Here is a 16,944-nt window from a genome sequence, read left to right as displayed (position 1 = left end):
CCGGGGGCATGTGGTTTTGGGCAGGATTAGAGGCAGACGATGTTTTTCTCTCCCTCGGTCCCGATTGGGGCTGGACTGTCAGGATATGTCGCCGAACTGGGATCAGCCTTTCTTTGTGCTTCGCTCGGAGTTTGTCCCACGGTTCGGCATAGCGACTATATCGCGTCTTGGCTAGATGTGCTGCGCGAGGACAATCGCGCCATCTTCCGCGCCGCGAGCGCAGCGAGCAAGGCCGCCGACTGGCTGCTCGCGCGCCATGAGGCGGCGAAGGATCAGGGCCAAGTTTCGCAAATGGGGGAGCTGGCGGCATGATCCTGCTCACCCCCGATCTGCGCTTCGCGCTGCGCGCGAACGATATCAGCCGCCGCGCGGTGGCGTGCTTCGGCCAGCCCGAGCCCGACCCAGTTCCCGTCGTCAAATTCTTTAATCCCGTCGGGGCCGCGACGTGGCTGGCCACCGAGCTGTTCGAGGACGACGACACGCTGTTCGGCCTCGCCGACCTCGGCTTCGGCTGTCCCGAGCTGGGGACGTTCAGCCTCTCCGAAATCGCCAGCGTGCGGCTTCCGTTCGGCTTGGGGATCGAGCGCGACATCGCCTTCGCAAGCCCGCATCCGCTTTCGACATGGGCCGAATGGTCGCGGCGCGCCGGTTCGATCCTCGGTGCCGAGCGATTGCTGCGCCGCGTCGCAGCGAACGAGCTTCCGCCACCTTCCCATCGATGAAGGCAGACGGATGAGGGTTCCCGTCAAAGTAGCACTTGATGAGGTCCCTGACGCGGGCGGGCGTTTCCCGCCAGATGAAAGCCGGTCCGCACTCCCGGAAAGAAACACGGACCGGCACCTTCGAGAGGCAAGACCCATGAAACTGGACTTTATCGAGCATGACAAGCTCTTCGTCGACAAAACGAACATGCGCTATGGAAAGAAGGCCCCGGACGTGTCCGATATCCTCCCGACCGTTCGCAAGCGCGGCGTCATCGTGCCGCTCATCGTCAAGCCGGCCAACGGTGAGGACCGCTCCGGCATCGTCGCGGGCGCGCGGCGCTGGGCGGCGGACGGCATCGTCCGTACAGAGGGCATCGACCATGGCCCACTGCCCTGCGCCATTCTTGAGGATGGCGACGATGCCGACGCGATCGAGGCTTCGCTGATCGAGAACATCGCGCGGCTCGACCCCGACGAGGTGACGCAGTGGGAAACTTTCACGCGTTTGGTGAAGGAAGGCCGCGAGGTGGCGGACATTTCCGCGACCTTCGGCCTTCCCGAGCTTGGCGTGAAGCGCATCCTCGCGCTCGGCAATCTGCTGCCGCGCATCCGCGACCTTTACCGCAGGCAGGAGATCGACGCGGCCACCGTCCGCCACCTGACCCTCGCCAGCAAGAGCCAGCAAAAGGCCTGGCTGGCGCTCTACGACGATGCCGATGCCTATTGCCCGACCGGGCACCAATTGAAGGCATGGCTGTTCGGCGGCCAGTCGATCAAGGCCGGACAGGCGCTGTTCGACGTCGAGGCGAGCGGGCTTGCCGTGATCGCCGACCTGTTCGGCGAGGATCGCTATTTCGCCGACAGCGATGCCTTCTGGACCGCGCAGCAGGCCGCAATCGCCGAGCGCCGCGCCGCCTATCTCGACGCCGGATGGTCCGATGTCGTGATCGTCCCGCGCGGCGACTATTTCCACGGCTGGGAATATGAGAAGGCGGCCAAGCGCAAGGGCGGGCGCGTCTATATCGATGTGCGCGAGAGCGGCGAGGTCAGCTTTCATGAAGGCTATGTCACCCGCAAGGAGGCGCGCCGGCTGGAAAAGGGCGAGTCCATCGCGAGCAGCGAAAAGCCCGCGCGGCCCGAGCTGACCAGCACCCTCAACACCTATGTCGACCTCCATCGCCATGCCGCCGTGCGCGCGGCGCTGCTCGCCCATCCGGGGACCGCGCTGCGGCTGATGGTCGCCCATGCCATCGTCGGCTCGCCGCTCTGGACCGTCCGGCCCGAGCCGCAGGCGACACGGCACGACGAGGTCCGCGAGAGCGTCGAGACGTGCCGGGCTGAGGCCGATTTCGACGAGAAGCGCCGCGCGGTGCTGGCCTCGCTCGGCTTCTCGCCCGAGGAGCCGACCGTCACCGGCGGCAATGGCGACGACTTCGGCTTGGCGGGCGTGTTCCTGCGCCTGCTCGACCTGTCCGACAGCGCCGTCATGGCGGTGATCGCCGTCGTCATCGGCGAGACGCTTGCGGCGGGCAGCGCCGCCGTCGAGGCGGTGGGAACCACGATCGGGGTCGAGATGGCGCGTTACTGGCAGGCCGACGACGCTTTCTTCGACCTGCTGCGCGACAAGGAGGTGCTCACCCGGCTCGTCGCCGATCTCGCGGGCGAGCCGGTCGCCGCTGCCAACGCCAAGGAAAAGGGCAAGACCTTGAAGCAGATCGTCCGCGATTGCCTCGACGGCGCCAACGGACGCGCCAAGACCGAAGGCTGGGTGCCCCGTTGGATGGCCTTCCCGCCGTCCGCCTATACGGCACGCGGCGGCGTCGGCTCGGTCGCCGCCCACGCCAAGGCGCTCGCCGCCCGTCCGGTGGACGAAGGGGCGGATGCGGAAGACGCCGACGCACCCGCTCGGCACGAAAGCGAAGCCGTCACACAGCCGCTTGCCGCGTGAGGTGAATGGACGGACGGCGCTTCACCGCCGTCCGTTCCTTTTCCGACAGTTTTTCCAAGGAGATGTGTCATGGCCGATCGCGTATCGGTATCTATCACCATCGGCGGGCGGCTGCCCGCCAGCCTGCTCGATGAACTCTCGCTCGTCATCGAATCCGAGCGGGTCGGCATCGACTGGGAAGGAACGGCCTTCGATCCCGCCACGCTTCCCGTGGACGAACCCCTGCGCCTTATGGCGCACGAAGTCGCCTGGGGCCGGTTCGAGGATTTGGAAGCCTTCTGTGTCGAGAATGGCTTGGCATTCGCGCGGTGGTCGGGCGGCTATCCCGGCCAATGGGGCGCGGAGCGCTGCGTCTTTACGGGCAGCGGCGAGCCTACATGCTATGCGGCCGACGAGGATGACGATGTCGTCATCGGTCGGTCCACCGCCGAACGTCTCGGCTCCTATGCCGCCATCATCGCGCATTTCGAGGTTGCGGACTTCACGATCCCGCCCTTCGTCGTCGTGCCCGACATGCAGGCGAGCCGCGATAGCTGACAGCGACATGCGGGACAGCTTTGCGTTCGCCGAATGTGCGCTCGCCAGCGACGCTGCTCGCGCGCTGGCGTGGGATAACGAACCCGGCCCGCCGCCGGCCCGCGCGTTGCGCGCCGAAACTGACCCCAAAAAAATCGGCCGCGCCGCTCGCCGCCGAGGCGGCTTCGCGGCGCGGCCTTGATCGGCGCGACAGGTTCGGGAATCGGCGCGGTGGGACGAGTCCGGAGCGCGCCGGACCGACCTTCAGTCGAATCCGCGTTTCTGCTATGTTCCGCCGCCCAGCGGAACCCGTCCCATGATCCTCGGCCTCATCCTCTCGCTCACCGGTATCGTCCTCTTGGCCTGGACGATGCTGCGGCTTGCCGCTCACGCGCTGCCGGTCTGGCTCGGCATCTGCGTGTTCGTGTGGGCCGCGCGGGGCGAGGCGGGTCCGCTTGCCGGCCTGCTGCTGGCGCTCGTCGTCGCCGTCGCCGCCTTCCTCCTCGGCCGGATCCTTCTCACGTCGCGCCTGCCCATGTTGGTGCGCGGCGGCGTGGCCGCGCTCTTCGCCATTCCCGCCGGCATCGCCGGCTTCAGCGTGGCCGCGGGACTGATGCGGCTGGGCGGCGCCGGCGCGACTGCGGCAAGCGTGATCGGAGCGGTGGGCGCGCTCGCGGTCGGCGTCGCCGCGCTCGCGAGCCTCGCGGCGGTACGATCGGAATCGATCGCGGGGCCGCCGCTCGGGCGCGATGTCGCGGCGCGGTGATCCTTCGCACGACGCTGCGCGCGCGCCGTCCCGCCGGCGCGTCATCGACCCGACATAATTCTTCTTTCTTTACCCGCTTCGGTGCCGGCCCACCCGGGTGGTGCTGGCTCCACTGGCGCGGCGTGCAGGAATCTGCACTGGATGCGCGCGCGTCGGTGAATGATAAGTACAGATTGTATCGAGTCGAGCCCGCATTTCGAGGACTGCCTATGACGCAAAACGCCGCTTCCCAGACGCACCTGCCGCCGGTCGGCGTGCTCTCGCGCATGCGCACGGCCAAGCCCGGCATGGGCGAGAAAGGCGCGGGCGTCATCGACTTCATCCTCGCCCGGCCCGAGGACTTCATGGGCATGTCGGTCACCGACCTCGCCGAGGCGACCGGCGTCAGCGAAAGCTACGTCATCAAGATCTGCCGCCAGCTCGGCCTCAACGGGCTGCAGCAGCTCAAGGTCGCAGTCGGCCAGGACCTGGTCGCGCCCACCCAGTTCATCCACGAGGACCTCGAGACCGGCGACGACATCGCCACGACCAACCGCAAGATCTTCCACGCCAATATCGCCGCGCTCCAGGACACGCTCAACGTGCTCAGCGCCGGCGACATGAAGAAGGCGGTCGAGCTGATCCTCGAGGCCGACAGGATCGAGCTCTACGGCATCGGCAGCGCCGCGCCGGTCGCGGCCGACGCCCATTACCGCATGATGCGCATCGGCCTGCTCACCCGGATGGCGGACGATTCGCATCTGCAGGCGGTCAGCGCCTCGCTCGCCAACGAGCGGGTGACGGTGATCACCATCTCGCACTCGGGCTCGACCCAGGAGACGATCGCGGCGACCCGCCTCGCCAAGGAGGCGGGCGCGCGCACGATCCTGATCACCGGCTTCCGCAAGTCGCCGATCCAGCGCTATTGCGACGTCGTGCTCCACACCATGGCCCGCGAAACCAAGTTCCGGACCGAGGCGATGACGAGCCGTATCGCCCAGCTCTCCATCGTCGACGCGCTCATCGCGAACCTGGCGCTGGCACGGCACGACCGCTCGGTCGAGGCGCTGCAGCACACCTTCGACGTTCTGGGACAGAAACGCTTCTAGCACCGCGCGGGGCCCCCGCATCGCGGCGTTCCAGCCGGTCGGCGAGCGCGCCCAGCGTGACCCCGCGCGCGGGATCGATCAGCACCGCCTTGAGGCCGAGCGCCTCGGCGCCGGCGATATCGGTCAGGGGATTGTCGCCGATCATGACCGCGCTTGCCGGCTCGATTCCGGCGCGGCGCAGCGCCTGCTCGAACAGGGCGGCCGACGGCTTGCCGATGATCAGCGGCTCGGCGGCGGGCGCGCAGGCCGCGATCGCCGCGAGCAGCGCGCCGGTCTCGGGGATCACCGCGCCATCGTCGCCGGGATGGGTGAGATCGGGATTGGCGACGATCAGGCGCGCGCCCGCCCGGACCAGGTTGATCGCCCGGCCGAGCTTGTCATAGGTCAGGCCGACGTCGCGCAGCAGCAGGACGGTGTCGGCGTCCTCTTGGCCCTTCGCCAGCGTGAGCCCGCAGGTCCGTGCATGGCCGCGCAGCTCGGGCGTCGCCAGCATGAAGATCCGGGCGCCCGGGTGATGGAGCACGACATGCCAGACCGCCAGATGACCGGCGAGATGGACGCGGGCCGTGTCGATCGGCACGCCTTCGCGGGCGAGCCTTTCGGCAAAGGCGTCGGGCAGGTCGGTCGAATTGTTCGAGACGATCTGGATCTTGTCGCGAAACCGCCTGAGGAACCGGTCGGCGCCCTCGATCAGGCGGCCGCCCTGCATCACGCAGCCGTCCCAGTCGACCAGCAGCGCATCGGCCTCTTCGACGATGGACGCCGTCGCATCGAGATCCATGTGTCAGACCCGTAGCCCGCGACGGAGCCCGGCGGCGGGCCCGGCGCACCGCGCTCTGCAAGAATCGAAAACAGGCAGGATGACCACCGCGGCTTTCTCCTTTGCGGGCAAGGGCTCGCCCAGCGTGTCAGTGCATAATCCTCACTGTGCGATATGGAATCAAGTGAATATATAATAATAAAACTGTCACAACGCAGTGCTAGCTCTTCACCGACGGCAGGCGGCCCGTTCGAGCTGGCCAAGCCGTTTTGGTTCGATCGAGGGCACGGGTTGATGGGCAGATTCGCAAGGTCCAGCGCAGGCGCGCAGCGGGCAAAAGATACATCGCCGCACGGTGGCTTCGCCGCTATTGGTTGCTTCGGGGCGGCGCTGCTCGTCCTATCGCCAGCGGCCGCAAGCGCGCAGGCCTTGGCCGATGGCGCCCCGGTTGGAGGCTCGGCGGATGCCGGTCCGGCGATCGATCAGGCCGACGACATCGTCGTCACCGCGACCCGGCGGACCGAGAAGGAGCAGGATGTTCCCTTTTCCACGAGCGTGATCGAGCCGCGCCAGCTGGTCGCGAGCTTCGCTGCCGGCGGCGACATCAGGGCGCTCGCCAACAGCGTCCCAGGCCTCAACATCGAATCGTCGGCCGGCCGTACCTTCCCGCGCTTCTATATTCGGGGTTACGGCAACACCGACTTCAGCATCTTCGCCTCGCAGCCCGTCTCGCTTGTCTATGACGACGTGGTTGCGGAGAATGCCGCATTGAAGGCCTTTCCGATCTTCGATGTCGCCGATGTCGAAGTGCTGCGCGGGCCCCAGGGCACATTGTTCGGCCGCAATGCTCCGGCCGGTGTCGTCCAGATCCAGTCGGTCAAACCCGTGCTCGGCGAGACGAGCGGCAGCTTCAGCCTCGCCGAGGGGAGATATAATTCCGCGAGCTTCACCGGCGCGCTCAACGTGCCGCTCAGCGATGTCATGGCGGCGCGCGCCTCGGTGCAGGTCCAGCACCGCGACGACTGGGTGAGCGATCCCATCAACGCGTCCAGGCTCGAGGGTTTCGACGATGTCGCCGGGCGGCTGCAGCTGCTCTACCAGCCCAACGCCCGGTTCAGCGCGCTGTTCAATGTCCACGGAAGGCACCAGACCGGATCGGCGCGACTGTTCCGCGCCAACATCATCACGCCCGGCACCAACCGGATCGTTCCCGGCTTCGATCCGGCGGCCTATTATGGCGACAGCCGCAACACCGCCCATTTCGACAGCATCGGCGCCAGTGCGCGGCTCATGCTCGAGCTGCCGGGCGTCAGCCTGGTCTCGATCACCGGCTATGAGACGATCCTGTCCTATTATGGCCTCTCCGATACCGACGGCGGCTATGGCGCCGCCTTCGAGCCGACCATGGGACCGACCGTCACCCGTCCTGACGGCAGCGTGATCGGCATTCCCTTTCCGGTCTCCAGCGCCGGCGCGATCGACGACCACCACCAGATCACGCAGGAGCTGCGCGCGGCGTCCGACTATGCCGGGCCGCTCAACTGGCTGGCCGGCCTCTATTATTTTCACGACACCACCACCGCCGGCAGCCTGATCTACGAGCAGACCGGCACGACCTTGACCAGCTCCAACCATTCCCGCCAGGACAATGACGCCTACGCCGCCTTCGGTTCGCTGGTCTTCAAGCCCAGCGCGCGCTTCGATCTGCGCGCCGGCCTGCGCTTCACCCACGACGCCAAGACCTTCACCATCGTCGATGCCTTCAACCAGAGCTTCGCCCAGACCCGCGCGCGGGCGAAGGGCGACAATCTCAGCGGCGACCTGAGCGCGACCTATGCCGTCACGCCCGATTTCAAGATCTACGGACGCCTCGCCACCGGCTTTCGGGCGCCGAGCTTCGGCGCGCCGACGAACACCGTGGGCATCCAGATCGCCAAGGCCGAGACCAACCGGTCCGCCGAAATCGGGTTCAAGTCGTTCCTTGCCGATCGCCGGATCAAGCTCAATGCCGACATTTACTATTACCGCGTCCGCAACCAGCAGCTCACCGCGGTCGGCGGCGCCGACAATTCGACCCGCCTCCTCAATGCCAGGCGATCGGTCGGCTACGGCGGCGAGGTCGAAATGGACGCCAAGGTCTCCGATCGGCTCCAGCTGTCCGCCTCGGCCGGGTATAACCGCACGCGCATCGAGGACCGCGACCTGGCGGTGGCCGTGTGCGCATCGTGCACCGTGACCGATCCGCGCAATGCCCAGGGCAATGCGCTGATCTACGGCAATCCCCTGCCGCAAGCGGCGAAATGGACGCTGGACGCGGGCGTCGCCTATACGGTACCGGTCGCCGCGGGCCGCGAGCTCTTTTTCAACGCGGACCTTGCCTATCGCAGCAGTGTCAACTTCTTCCTCTACGAGTCGAAGGAGTTCACCGGACGTCCCCTTGCCGATCTCGGCCTGCGCGGCGGTTTTCGCTGGGGCGACGGCAAATATGAGGTGGCCGCCTTCTGCCGCAACTGCCTCGATCAGATCCGCGTGATCGGGGCGATCGATTTCAACAACCTGACAGGCATGATCAACGACCCGGTGATCTACGGCATCCAGTTGAGCGGAAAGTTCTAGCCGCGCGCGGCCGAGCCAAGACGAGTTGGATCAAGATGGCGACTTCATCCCTGCCGACCCTGGCGAAGCCGCTCACGGACGCCCGCGGAAGGCGAACGCTGTTGATCGTCCTATTCATGACCGCCGGCTATTCGGTCTCCTTCGTCTCACCGATCGTCTATGCCCAGCTCGCCGCCAGGATCGGAGGCACCGCCGCCGCGGCCGGTTATGTGGCGGCCTTCGAGCTCGCCTTTACGGCGGTAGGGAATCTCCTTGCCGCCGTGGTCGGGGCACGCGCTCGGGTCCGGCCGGTCGGCCTTGCTGCGCTTGGCCTGTTCGCCATCGCCAATCTCGGCTGCACGCTGGACCTCTCGGTCTCAGCCGTCCTTGCGCTTCGCGCCGCATCGGGCCTGTCCGAGGGGTTCGTCGTCGGCCTGGGGGCCATCTTCATCGCAAGGACCGAGCGCCCCGAGAGGACCTATGCGGCGATGCTGCTCGCCGGCGGCCTCTATGCCGCTTGCGCCAATCCCGTGCTCAACAGTCTCGTCGACAGCGGGTGGGGCGATGCGATCTTTGTCTTGTTCGCGGCCTGGGCGATCGTGGCAGCGGCGGCGCTCGACCGGCTTTGCAGGGCCGCGGGAGGCATGGTTCCTGCACCCGTCGCCCGCGCCGCAACGTCGGCTGCCTGGCGCGAAGGCTTGGGCGGCAGGGAAACCGCGTTGGGCGCGGGCGTGCTGTTCGCGCTGTTCCTCTTCCTGATCGCGTCGCTGGGCTTCTGGCCGTTCATGAAGCTCGCCGCGCATCACTACGGCCACATGTCGGGCACGATATCCTTGGGGCTCGGCGTCTATTCGCTGGCCGGCGTCGTGACAGCGCTGGCCGTCAGCCTGGGCGGACAGCGCCTGCCGTCGACCCTGGCCCTGCTGATCGGACTGCTGCTGGCGATTGCGGCGCCTGCGATTCTTCTGGGTCCGCGACCGCCATCGCTCTTCATCGCCGGGCTCGCCGTCTACGCGATGTCGTGGAACATCGTCTGCCCCTTCGTCGTCAAGCTGCTGAGCAGGATCGATCCCAGCGGGCGGCTCAATTCGCTCGGAGCGGCGGTCAACACGGTGAGCTATTCGATCGGCGCGGCGCTCGGCGCCGTCGCGATGGATTGGAAGTCTTATGTCGGCCTGGAATATTTTCTCGTCCTGTCGATCCTGGCTTCGGCGGTTCTGATGCTGCCGGTTTCGCGCATGATTGCAAAAGCCCCCGGGGCGGACGCGGGAGCAGCGGCATGAGAGTCGCCTTTTTCGGGGACATCACCGGCGCGGCCGGCCTCGACCATCTGTGCAGCCGCCTCGGCGAATTCAGACGGCGTGAAGCGATCGATCTCGTGATCGTCAATGCCGACAACAGCGCCATCACCGGCCCCCATCCGATGGGCGGATCGGGAACGACGCTCCACCACGTCAACCGCCTGAAGGCCGCCGGCGCGGATATCGTCACGCTCGGGTCGCACGCCTTCGACGGCCCCGAGGCGAACCTCGTCCACGCCTTGCCATGGGTCGTGCGCGCGATGAACGCCGGCGCCGATCGCCCCGGCCGCGGATGGGTCGAGCTCGCTGTGAACCGTGAGCCTCTGCTCTTCGTCAACCTGTGCGTCACCGACATCGGCAACGCCCCTTCTGATCCCTGGGAGGCCTGGCAGAGCCTTCCGACACGCGAGCGCGTGATCGTCCATGCGGTCGGCAATCCCCATGACGTGCGGGTCTTTGGCCATGCCGTCGACGGCAGCGTCGACGTCGTCTTCGGAACCTTGGGGCACGAGGCGTCGCGCCACGACCATCGGCTCCCCCGCGGAACGATGCTTGTCACCGACGTCGGCATGGTCGGACCGAACGCAGGGATCGGCGGATTTTCGCCCGAGTGGGCGGTATCGGCCTTCACCGGCGCCGCGCCCGATCCGCAGCCTTATGCGCTGCTCGGCGGCGACATGGTCTGCGATGGCGTCGTCGCCACGCTGGGGGCCGGACCCCTGAACCGACTCGAGCGGGTGCCTGAGGACCTGGGGGCGAACGGTTCCGCGCCAATGGTCGCCGAGCCCGAGCAGCGGGGCGACGACCGCACCTACCTGCGCATCGGCCTGATCGCGGACCCGCATGTCGACCTCGATCCCCCGAAAGAGGTGCGCTGGCACAATCCCTATCGCCTGAAGGAATCACCCGAACTCTTCGCGCGGGCGTTCGAGCGCTGCCGCCAGGAAGGCGCGGATCTCGTCGTCGTGCTCGGCGATCTCAGCGACCGCGGCGACGCGGCGGCTTTCGAGCGTGTCCTGCAGGAGGCCGAGGCCTTGGGGTGCTGGGCCTGGCTGCTGCCCGGCAATCATGATGTCGGCGACGGCGGGAAGCGTCTGCGGGAAATGACGCAAGGGCGCAGCTCCGGCCTCGTCAGCCAAGGCCCCTTTTCCGGGCAGCGCCTCGCCGGCGGCATTCAACTCGCCGCGCTCGATCTGGAGGCGAGCGATGAGCCATGGGTCGCGCAATCCCGAGGCTCGCTGGCGCCGATGCTGGCCGGCGACGAGCTGCGATGCCTGTTCGCGCACTATCCCCTGGTGCCGACCGCCGCGGAGGTCCGCCGCGCCGGCTTCAAGCATGCGGGCGATCTACGCGATTTCGCCGAAGTGCATGCGGCGGTGATGCGCTGCCCGATGCCGCAAATCGTGTTCTCGGGCCATCTTCACCTGCGCGGCGAATGGGTCAGGGACAATGTCCTCGCCATCGCCTGCGGCCCTTTGATCGAAGCGCCGCACGAGATCGCAATCGTTGACCTTGCGAAGGTCGACGGCCTGTGGACGATCGCGCGCCGGTGCATCTCCATCCGCGCCTTCGACGAGGAGGTCCTGCCGGTCCTGTGCGGCACGGCGGGAAGCTGGGTCTACACGTCCCGTGGCTGGCAAGCGGCTTGATCTGCAGCCGAAGAGGTGACTCGAAGTTGGTTCGCAGGCGTGTGCAGGGCGGGACGCACCCAAGCTAGGGCTGTCGGCACCAGTCGGGCTTTGGCGCGCCGCGCGGCCACCAGGCGGCAAGCCCGCCTTCCACGAGCATCGCCGCCACGTCCCGGCCATCAAGCGAGACTTGTCCGACCGTCCGATTGTAGCTGCGCCCGACCCGGCGCAGCCTGACCGTGCGGCCGTCGAGCAGGGTCCGGGCGCCTTGTTTGCCGCCTCGCCGCGCGCGATTTCCGCGCGGCAGCGGGCTTGGCCGATTTGGGTTTCCGGGGCGTCGATCCCTGCGACGCGGATGCGCTCGCCCGTTTCGAGCCTGAAGGTGTCGCCGTCGATCACATAGGCGACCCGAGCATCCGCCGGCGCGCCGGATGCCGCGGCCGTGGGCAGCAGCAACGCCATGGCCGTGGCAATTAGGAACCGTGCTCCTTCCGTCATTTGAGCTTGCGGATGACCTTCTTGGTCGCGCCGCAGAGCACGCATGGGTCGAGGCGCCGCTCGAAGCCGCGCTCACCCGCCAGCTCGCGCGTCTTGTGATTGGCGTGCTGGCGCACCGAAAGGCCAAGCCGCTCGGTTATGCAGTCGTCGCAGACCGGCTCGGGCGCGAGCCGCTCGATCAATCCCCGCACCTGCGCCAAAACCGTCGTCATGAATTCCCCCATGCTCGGCGGCATCTATGGCGAACGACGCCGATCGGGCAAGCGTCGCCGAGCCAGCGCGAGGCATATGTCTCCAAAACAACGCATCATGAAAGAGCCGTAGGGCGAGGCACGGGCGGCGCAACGGCAAAGACATGGCTCGGATGACTTCGGCAGTAGAGGGCGAAGCCGGCGATGCCGGCATAGCACAGCGCCGGCACGATGAGCGCGGCCCGCAAGCTCGAGGCGTCGGCGGCGAGCCCGGTGAGCGGCGGTATGATGGCGCCCCCGACGATCGCCATGCAGATGAGCCCCGAGCCTTCCGCCGCGCGGAGGCCGAGGCCTTCGCAGGCGAGGCTGAAGATGGTCGGGAACATGATCGCGTTGGTGAGCCCCACCAGGATGAGCGTGGCACCGGACAGGAGGCCGGTGCTGAACCCCGAAAGGGCGAGCAGCGTGACGGCGCCGACGGCGACCGCGGCGAGCACATGGGCGGGCGCGAAGCGTCGCAGCAGCCAGGCGCCGATGAACCGGCCGACCATGGCGCCGCCCCAATAGAGCGCGACGCGCTCGCCGGCGGCCCGCGGCGCGAGCGCCAGCGTGTCGGCCTGCATCAGATAGTTGGCGAGCAGCGAGCCCACCGCGACCTCGGCGCCGACATAGAGGAAGATGCTCGCCGCGCCGAAGGCGAAGCGCGGCCGCTTGAGGAGGTCGAGCGAGCGCAAGGGATTGGCGACGGGGCGCCGTTCCTCGCGCAGGCGGTCGCGCCCGAGCCAGACGATCGCGGCGACGAGGATCAGCGCCGCGGCAAGGCCGAGATAGGTGCGGTCGATGACGCGAGTCTCCGCGGCGCGGAAGGCGGTGAGCGCCTCGGCGGAAAGCGTGCTCTCGTCGACGCCAGCGAGGCTGCCGAGGATGAGGATGGCGCCGACATAGGGGAAGAGGGTGGTGCCCAGTGAGTTGAACGCCTGGGCGAAGGTCAGCCGGCTGTGCGCGGTGGCGGGCGGGCCCAGCATCGAGATCAGCGGGTTGGCGACGACCTGGACCACGGTGATGCCGCTGGCGAGCACGAACAGCGCGGCGAGGAAAGTGACGAAGAGGCCCGAGGCGGAGGCCGGCAGGAACAGCAGGCAGCCCGCGGTCATCGTCAGCAGCCCCGCGACCGCGGTGCGCATGTAGCCGAGCTTCTGCACCAGCATCGCCGCCGGCATCGAGATTAAAAGATAGGCGAGGAAGAAGGCCGACTGGACCAGCATCACCTCGGCGTAGCTCAAGGTGAAGAGGTGCTTGAGCTTGGGGATCAGCACGTCGTTGAGGCTGGTGATGCCGCCGAAGATGAAGAACAGCGCGAACACGAAGCCGCGCAGGCCGCCGACCGATCCGATCGGGGCCGGCGCGGGGGCGCTGGCGGATTGCGAAGCTAGGGCCACGGCGCGCGCTCCTGCTGGCGGGGGCCGCCCGACGGTACCGGCCGTGGCGTCAACGCGGAAGGGTAGCGATTCATCAGGGCGACGGCGGTGCCGTTGGTCCAGCCGAACCCGTCCTGGAGCGGATATTCGCCGCCGCCGCCGGGCCGGAGCGTCACCACGTCATATTTCTCGAGGAGCTTGCCGGTGTCGGCATAGACGGTGGCGACCGTCGTCAGCCAGCGCGTCGCGATCGTCTCGGCGAGCCCGGTCTCGCCATAGGCTCGCAGCCCCTCGACCGCGATCCACTGCAGCGGCGCCCAGCCGTTGGGCGCGTCCCATTGCTGGCCGCTGGTCACGGTGGTGGTGACGAGCCCGCCGGGCTTGAGGAGGTCCCGTTCGACCACGCGCGCGGTGCTGGCCGCCTCGGTCGGGCTCGCGGCGCCCACATAGAGCGGGTAGAGGCTGGCGGCGGTGACATGGCCGAGCGGGTGCCCTTCGGTCCACAGATAATCGTCGTAGAGACCGGTCGCGGGATTCCACAGATAGGTGCGCATGGCCTGGCCGCGCGCCGCGGCCTTGCCCTCGAACGCGGTCACGCAGCCCGTGTCCCGCACCTCGGCACAGCCTTGCGCGATCGCCCGCTCGAGCCCGAACAGCAGGCTGTTCAGATCGGGCGGCACGATGTCGCCGGTGCGCACGCTCGCCAGCGTCTTGCCGTCGGCCAGCCAGCGCGAGCTATAGTCCCAGCCGCTCTCGGCACCCGCGCGCAGGTGGCGATAGACCACAGGGTCAGGGCGGCCGCCGGTGCGCGCGGCCTCGGTGTCGACCCGGTAGGCCTCGTCGCGCGGGACGTCGCGATCGTCCCAATAGCGGTTGAGCAGCGCGCCGTCGGGCATCCGCACGACCCGCCGCGCGGCCTCGCCCGGCTTGAGCCCCGCCGCCCCGTCCATCCAGAAGCGATATTCGGCCCTGAGCGCGGGCAGATAGGCGGCGAAGGCCTTGGCCGGACGGTCCCGATCGGTGAGCGCGACCATCTTGAAGAAGAAGGGCGGCTGCGAGCGGCTCAGATAATAGCTGCGGTTGCCGTTGGGGATGTGCCCATAGGTGCTGATGAGATCGGCGAAATTGTCGACCATGCCGCGCCGCAGCCCGGCCTGCTCGGGGGCGAACCCCAGCATCGTGAAATAGCTGTCCCAATAATAGATCTCGGTGAAGCGGCCGCCGGGCACGACATAGGGGTGAGGCAAGGCCAGCAGCGACGAATAGGCTGGGACGCTCGGGGTGCGCCGGATCAGGAGTGGCCAGAGCTCGGCGACATGCGCGCGCAGGGAGAGACCGGCCGTCGGCTGAGAGTGGCCGGACGCGCGTGTGTCGACCGCGAAATAGCGCGCGTAAAAGGCGCGCAGCGCCTCGGGCGAGGCCGGCCGTTCCTCGCGATAACGCGCCATGATCTCGGCCGGCGGGGCTTGCGGAACGGCGTCCGCCAATTGCTTGGCGTCGGGCGTGATTTGGGCGTGCGCGGCCTGCGCATAAAGGGGTTCGAACGCGACCGAGGGCGGCTGCGGAACCGTCTGCGGCCGCGCCTGCGCGGGCGGGGCGAGGCATAGCGCCAACGCCGCGGCGGCGAGGACGCGCGGCGGGTGCCGGCGGCGGGCGGTCGCACAGCTGCGTCCGGCGGCGATCACGCCAGTGCTCCGCTCAGTGCGAGGAGACGCCGATAGCGCTTGATGACGGGGGCATCGAGCAGTTCGCCCTCGAAGCGGATCGCCCGGCCGCCCGCTTCCTCGAAGCGTTCGACCGCCGCGTGCGCGTGCGCGATCTCGGCTTCGCTCGGGCGGAACGCCGCTTCGATGGGATCCACCTGTGCGGGATGGATGGCGGCCTTCGCGGAGAAGCCGAGCGCCCGGGCCCGGTTCGCTTCGTCCATGAGCCCGGCTTCGTCCTCGATGTCCAGCCAGGGCATGTCGATGACCGGAACGCCGCCCAGCGCTCCCGCCGCGACAAGCGCGTGCCGGGCCGCGAGCAGCGGCTCCCAGGCCGGCGCCACGCCGAGCTCGGCGGCATAGTCGGCGCCGCCGAACATCAGCGCCGCGCAAAAGGGCGCGCCGGCGATCTCGGCGGCGCGGGCAATGCCCGGCAAGGTCTCGACGAGCGGGACCAGGGCCGGCCCCCGGTGCCCAAGAACCGCGGCCGCGATGCGCAGCTCCTCGGCGCTTTCGACCTTCGGCACGAGGATCAGGGGCAGGGAGGGCAAGGCCTCGAGCGCGAGCAGATCGAGCATGCCGTCCCTGGAGGCGAGCGTGTTGATGCGCACGGCAAGCCGGGGATCCGGTCGCTCGGCCAGCCGCGCCATCACCGCCTGCCGCGCGTCCGGCTTGTCGGCAGGCGCCACCGCATCCTCGAGATCGAGGCAGACGACCGCGGCCGTGCTCTTCAGCGCCTTGTCGAACCGGTCGGGACGGTCTCCAGGTACGAACAGCAGGCTGCGTCCCGCCCATGGCCTTGCCGGCGCCATCCGATTCTCCTTGTCCGTCGTCCTCTCTGCCGTCCGGGATATCGTGCGGTCATCGCTTGTCAATAGATCGGATGTAAGACGTAAAAATCCGCCCAAATTGCGTTGGAGGCTCGGCAAGGGCACTTTCAGCCGATATGGAAAGGGGAAATCTGATGGCAGGCAAAGGCGGCGCCATGGTTGAGGGATCCGGTCGATGAAGGAGAAGACGCCCGGCGGAAAGCCCGCGCGGCAGCAGATCGTCTATCAGCAGCTGCGCGACGCGATCGAATCGGAAGCGTTCGAGCCGGGCGCGCTGCTGCCGACCGAGGACGAACTCTGCGCCACATACGGCGTGACCCGCTACAGCCTGCGCGAGGCCGTCGCCCAGCTCGAGCGCCAGGGCTTCGTCGAGCGCCGCCGCCGCGCCGGCACCCGCGTCCTGTCGCGGCGCTCGAGCCGCGCCTTCCGCCATGTCGCCGGCTCGCGGCGCGACCTGCTCCAGCTCGCTGCCGGCACCACCGTCGCCTTCAGCACGCCGCGCAAGGTCCTCACCGACGGCAAGCTCGCGCGCGAGCTCGGCTGCGACGACCTGCGCAGCTGGTGGTATCTCGAAGGCGTCCGCGTCGATCCCAGCGACCGCCGTCCGATCGGCATCGTGCGCATCTATATCGACGCCGATCGCGCGCCCGTCGCGCCGATCTCCGACTTCGGCAGCCGCCTCGTCTACGAATGGGTCGCCGAGACCTACGGCATCCATGCGGCGGGGGCCACGCAGGAGATCAACGCGGTGGCGCTCACCGCCGAAGACGCCGCGGTCTTCGACGAGGAGCCCGGCGCGCCGGCCTTGCGGATCCTGCGCCGCTATTTCGATGCCGACCAGCGGATCTTCCAGATCTCGGTCAACACCCAGCGCAGCACCGACTTCATCTACAGCATGCGGATCGATTTCGACGACTGAGCCCGGTGGAGGGAGGAATGGGGGCATAAGATCGGAAGAAAAAATAATAGATCGGATCTATTGACTCGGACGGTCCGCT

15 protein-coding genes are annotated in these 16,944 nt (G+C 68.0%); 10 read left to right on the top strand and 5 right to left on the bottom strand.

The annotated features are described in order from the left end of the window. Window positions 1-39: 39 nt before the first annotated feature. The 6 genes from B5483_RS23650 (at window position 40) to B5483_RS06695 (ending at window position 5,022) form a co-directional block, all read left to right on the top strand. Entirely contained in the window at window positions 40-312 is a 273-nt protein-coding gene (locus tag B5483_RS23650) for a zincin-like metallopeptidase domain-containing protein (RefSeq protein ID WP_079729809.1), read from the top strand. Then, window positions 309-722 (top strand): DUF2958 domain-containing protein, encoded by a 414-nt coding sequence (locus tag B5483_RS06715; protein ID WP_079729808.1) that lies wholly within the window; start codon window positions 309-311, stop codon window positions 720-722. The genes B5483_RS23650 and B5483_RS06715 overlap by 4 nt, the downstream gene beginning before the upstream one ends. Window positions 723-858: 136 nt before the next feature. After that, on the top strand, window positions 859-2,652 hold the full coding sequence (locus B5483_RS06710) for a ParB/RepB/Spo0J family partition protein (protein ID WP_079729807.1): 1,794 nt from the start codon (window positions 859-861) through the stop codon (window positions 2,650-2,652). 69 nt (window positions 2,653-2,721) lie between these two features. Continuing rightward, a complete protein-coding gene (locus B5483_RS06705) occupies window positions 2,722-3,189 on the top strand; it encodes a hypothetical protein (RefSeq protein WP_079729806.1) in 468 nt (155 codons plus the stop codon). A 295-nt stretch (window positions 3,190-3,484) separates the two neighbouring features. Next, window positions 3,485-3,934, top strand: a complete 450-nt coding sequence (locus B5483_RS06700) for a hypothetical protein (RefSeq protein WP_079729805.1) — start codon at window positions 3,485-3,487, stop codon at window positions 3,932-3,934. 209 nt (window positions 3,935-4,143) lie between these two features. Continuing rightward, on the top strand, window positions 4,144-5,022 hold the full coding sequence (locus B5483_RS06695; RefSeq protein ID WP_079729804.1) for a MurR/RpiR family transcriptional regulator: 879 nt from the start codon (window positions 4,144-4,146) through the stop codon (window positions 5,020-5,022). On the opposite strand, the gene B5483_RS06690 is transcribed toward B5483_RS06695, so the two are convergent. Then, window positions 4,934-5,803, bottom strand: coding sequence for an HAD-IIA family hydrolase (locus B5483_RS06690; protein ID WP_079729803.1), 870 nt, complete (start codon window positions 5,801-5,803; stop codon window positions 4,934-4,936). The genes B5483_RS06695 and B5483_RS06690 overlap by 89 nt on opposite strands. A 273-nt stretch (window positions 5,804-6,076) precedes the next feature. Between B5483_RS06690 and B5483_RS06685 the strand changes: the two genes are divergently transcribed. From B5483_RS06685 to B5483_RS06675, 3 genes are read left to right on the top strand one after another with little or no spacing between them, the layout of a single operon-like run. Beyond that, window positions 6,077-8,398, top strand: coding sequence for a TonB-dependent receptor (locus B5483_RS06685; RefSeq protein ID WP_079729802.1), 2,322 nt, complete (start codon window positions 6,077-6,079; stop codon window positions 8,396-8,398). Window positions 8,399-8,433: 35 nt separating this feature from the next. Further along, window positions 8,434-9,660 carry an MFS transporter gene (locus B5483_RS06680; protein ID WP_079729801.1) on the top strand — a complete coding sequence of 409 codons (1,227 nt, stop codon included), beginning with the start codon at window positions 8,434-8,436 and terminating at the stop codon, window positions 9,658-9,660. Further along, on the top strand, window positions 9,657-11,327 hold the full coding sequence (locus tag B5483_RS06675) for a YmdB family metallophosphoesterase (protein ID WP_079729800.1): 1,671 nt from the start codon (window positions 9,657-9,659) through the stop codon (window positions 11,325-11,327). Before B5483_RS06680 ends, B5483_RS06675 begins: the two co-directional genes overlap by 4 nt. Window positions 11,328-11,800: 473 nt before the next feature. Here B5483_RS06675 and B5483_RS06670 read toward each other — a convergent pair whose 3' ends face one another. The 4 genes from B5483_RS06670 to B5483_RS06655 all read right to left on the bottom strand — a co-directional run bounded on the left by B5483_RS06670 (window position 11,801) and on the right by B5483_RS06655 (window position 15,928). Further along, window positions 11,801-12,016 (bottom strand): hypothetical protein, encoded by a 216-nt coding sequence (locus tag B5483_RS06670; protein WP_079729909.1) that lies wholly within the window; start codon window positions 12,014-12,016, stop codon window positions 11,801-11,803. A gap of 95 nt (window positions 12,017-12,111) precedes the next feature. Beyond that, window positions 12,112-13,434: a sugar MFS transporter gene (locus B5483_RS06665; protein WP_079729799.1), complete on the bottom strand. Its 1,323-nt coding sequence runs from the start codon at window positions 13,432-13,434 to the stop codon at window positions 12,112-12,114. Further along, on the bottom strand, window positions 13,425-15,098 hold the full coding sequence (gene treF, locus B5483_RS06660; RefSeq protein ID WP_079729798.1) for an alpha,alpha-trehalase TreF: 1,674 nt from the start codon (window positions 15,096-15,098) through the stop codon (window positions 13,425-13,427). The genes B5483_RS06665 and treF overlap by 10 nt, the downstream gene beginning before the upstream one ends. Then, entirely contained in the window at window positions 15,095-15,928 is an 834-nt protein-coding gene (locus tag B5483_RS06655) for an HpcH/HpaI aldolase/citrate lyase family protein (RefSeq protein WP_079729797.1), read from the bottom strand. Before B5483_RS06655 ends, treF begins: the two co-directional genes overlap by 4 nt. A gap of 193 nt (window positions 15,929-16,121) precedes the next feature. On the opposite strand from B5483_RS06655, the gene B5483_RS06650 reads away from it, so the two are divergent. Further along, window positions 16,122-16,865: a GntR family transcriptional regulator gene (locus B5483_RS06650; protein WP_079729796.1), complete on the top strand. Its 744-nt coding sequence runs from the start codon at window positions 16,122-16,124 to the stop codon at window positions 16,863-16,865. The last annotated feature ends 79 nt before the right edge of the window (window positions 16,866-16,944 follow it).

Source organism: Novosphingobium mathurense (assembly GCF_900168325.1).
GTDB classification, from domain to species: Bacteria; Pseudomonadota; Alphaproteobacteria; order Sphingomonadales; family Sphingomonadaceae; genus Novosphingobium; species Novosphingobium mathurense.
Note: the sequence above shows the minus strand (reverse complement) of the source record. Positions and strands in the feature narration are given on the sequence as shown.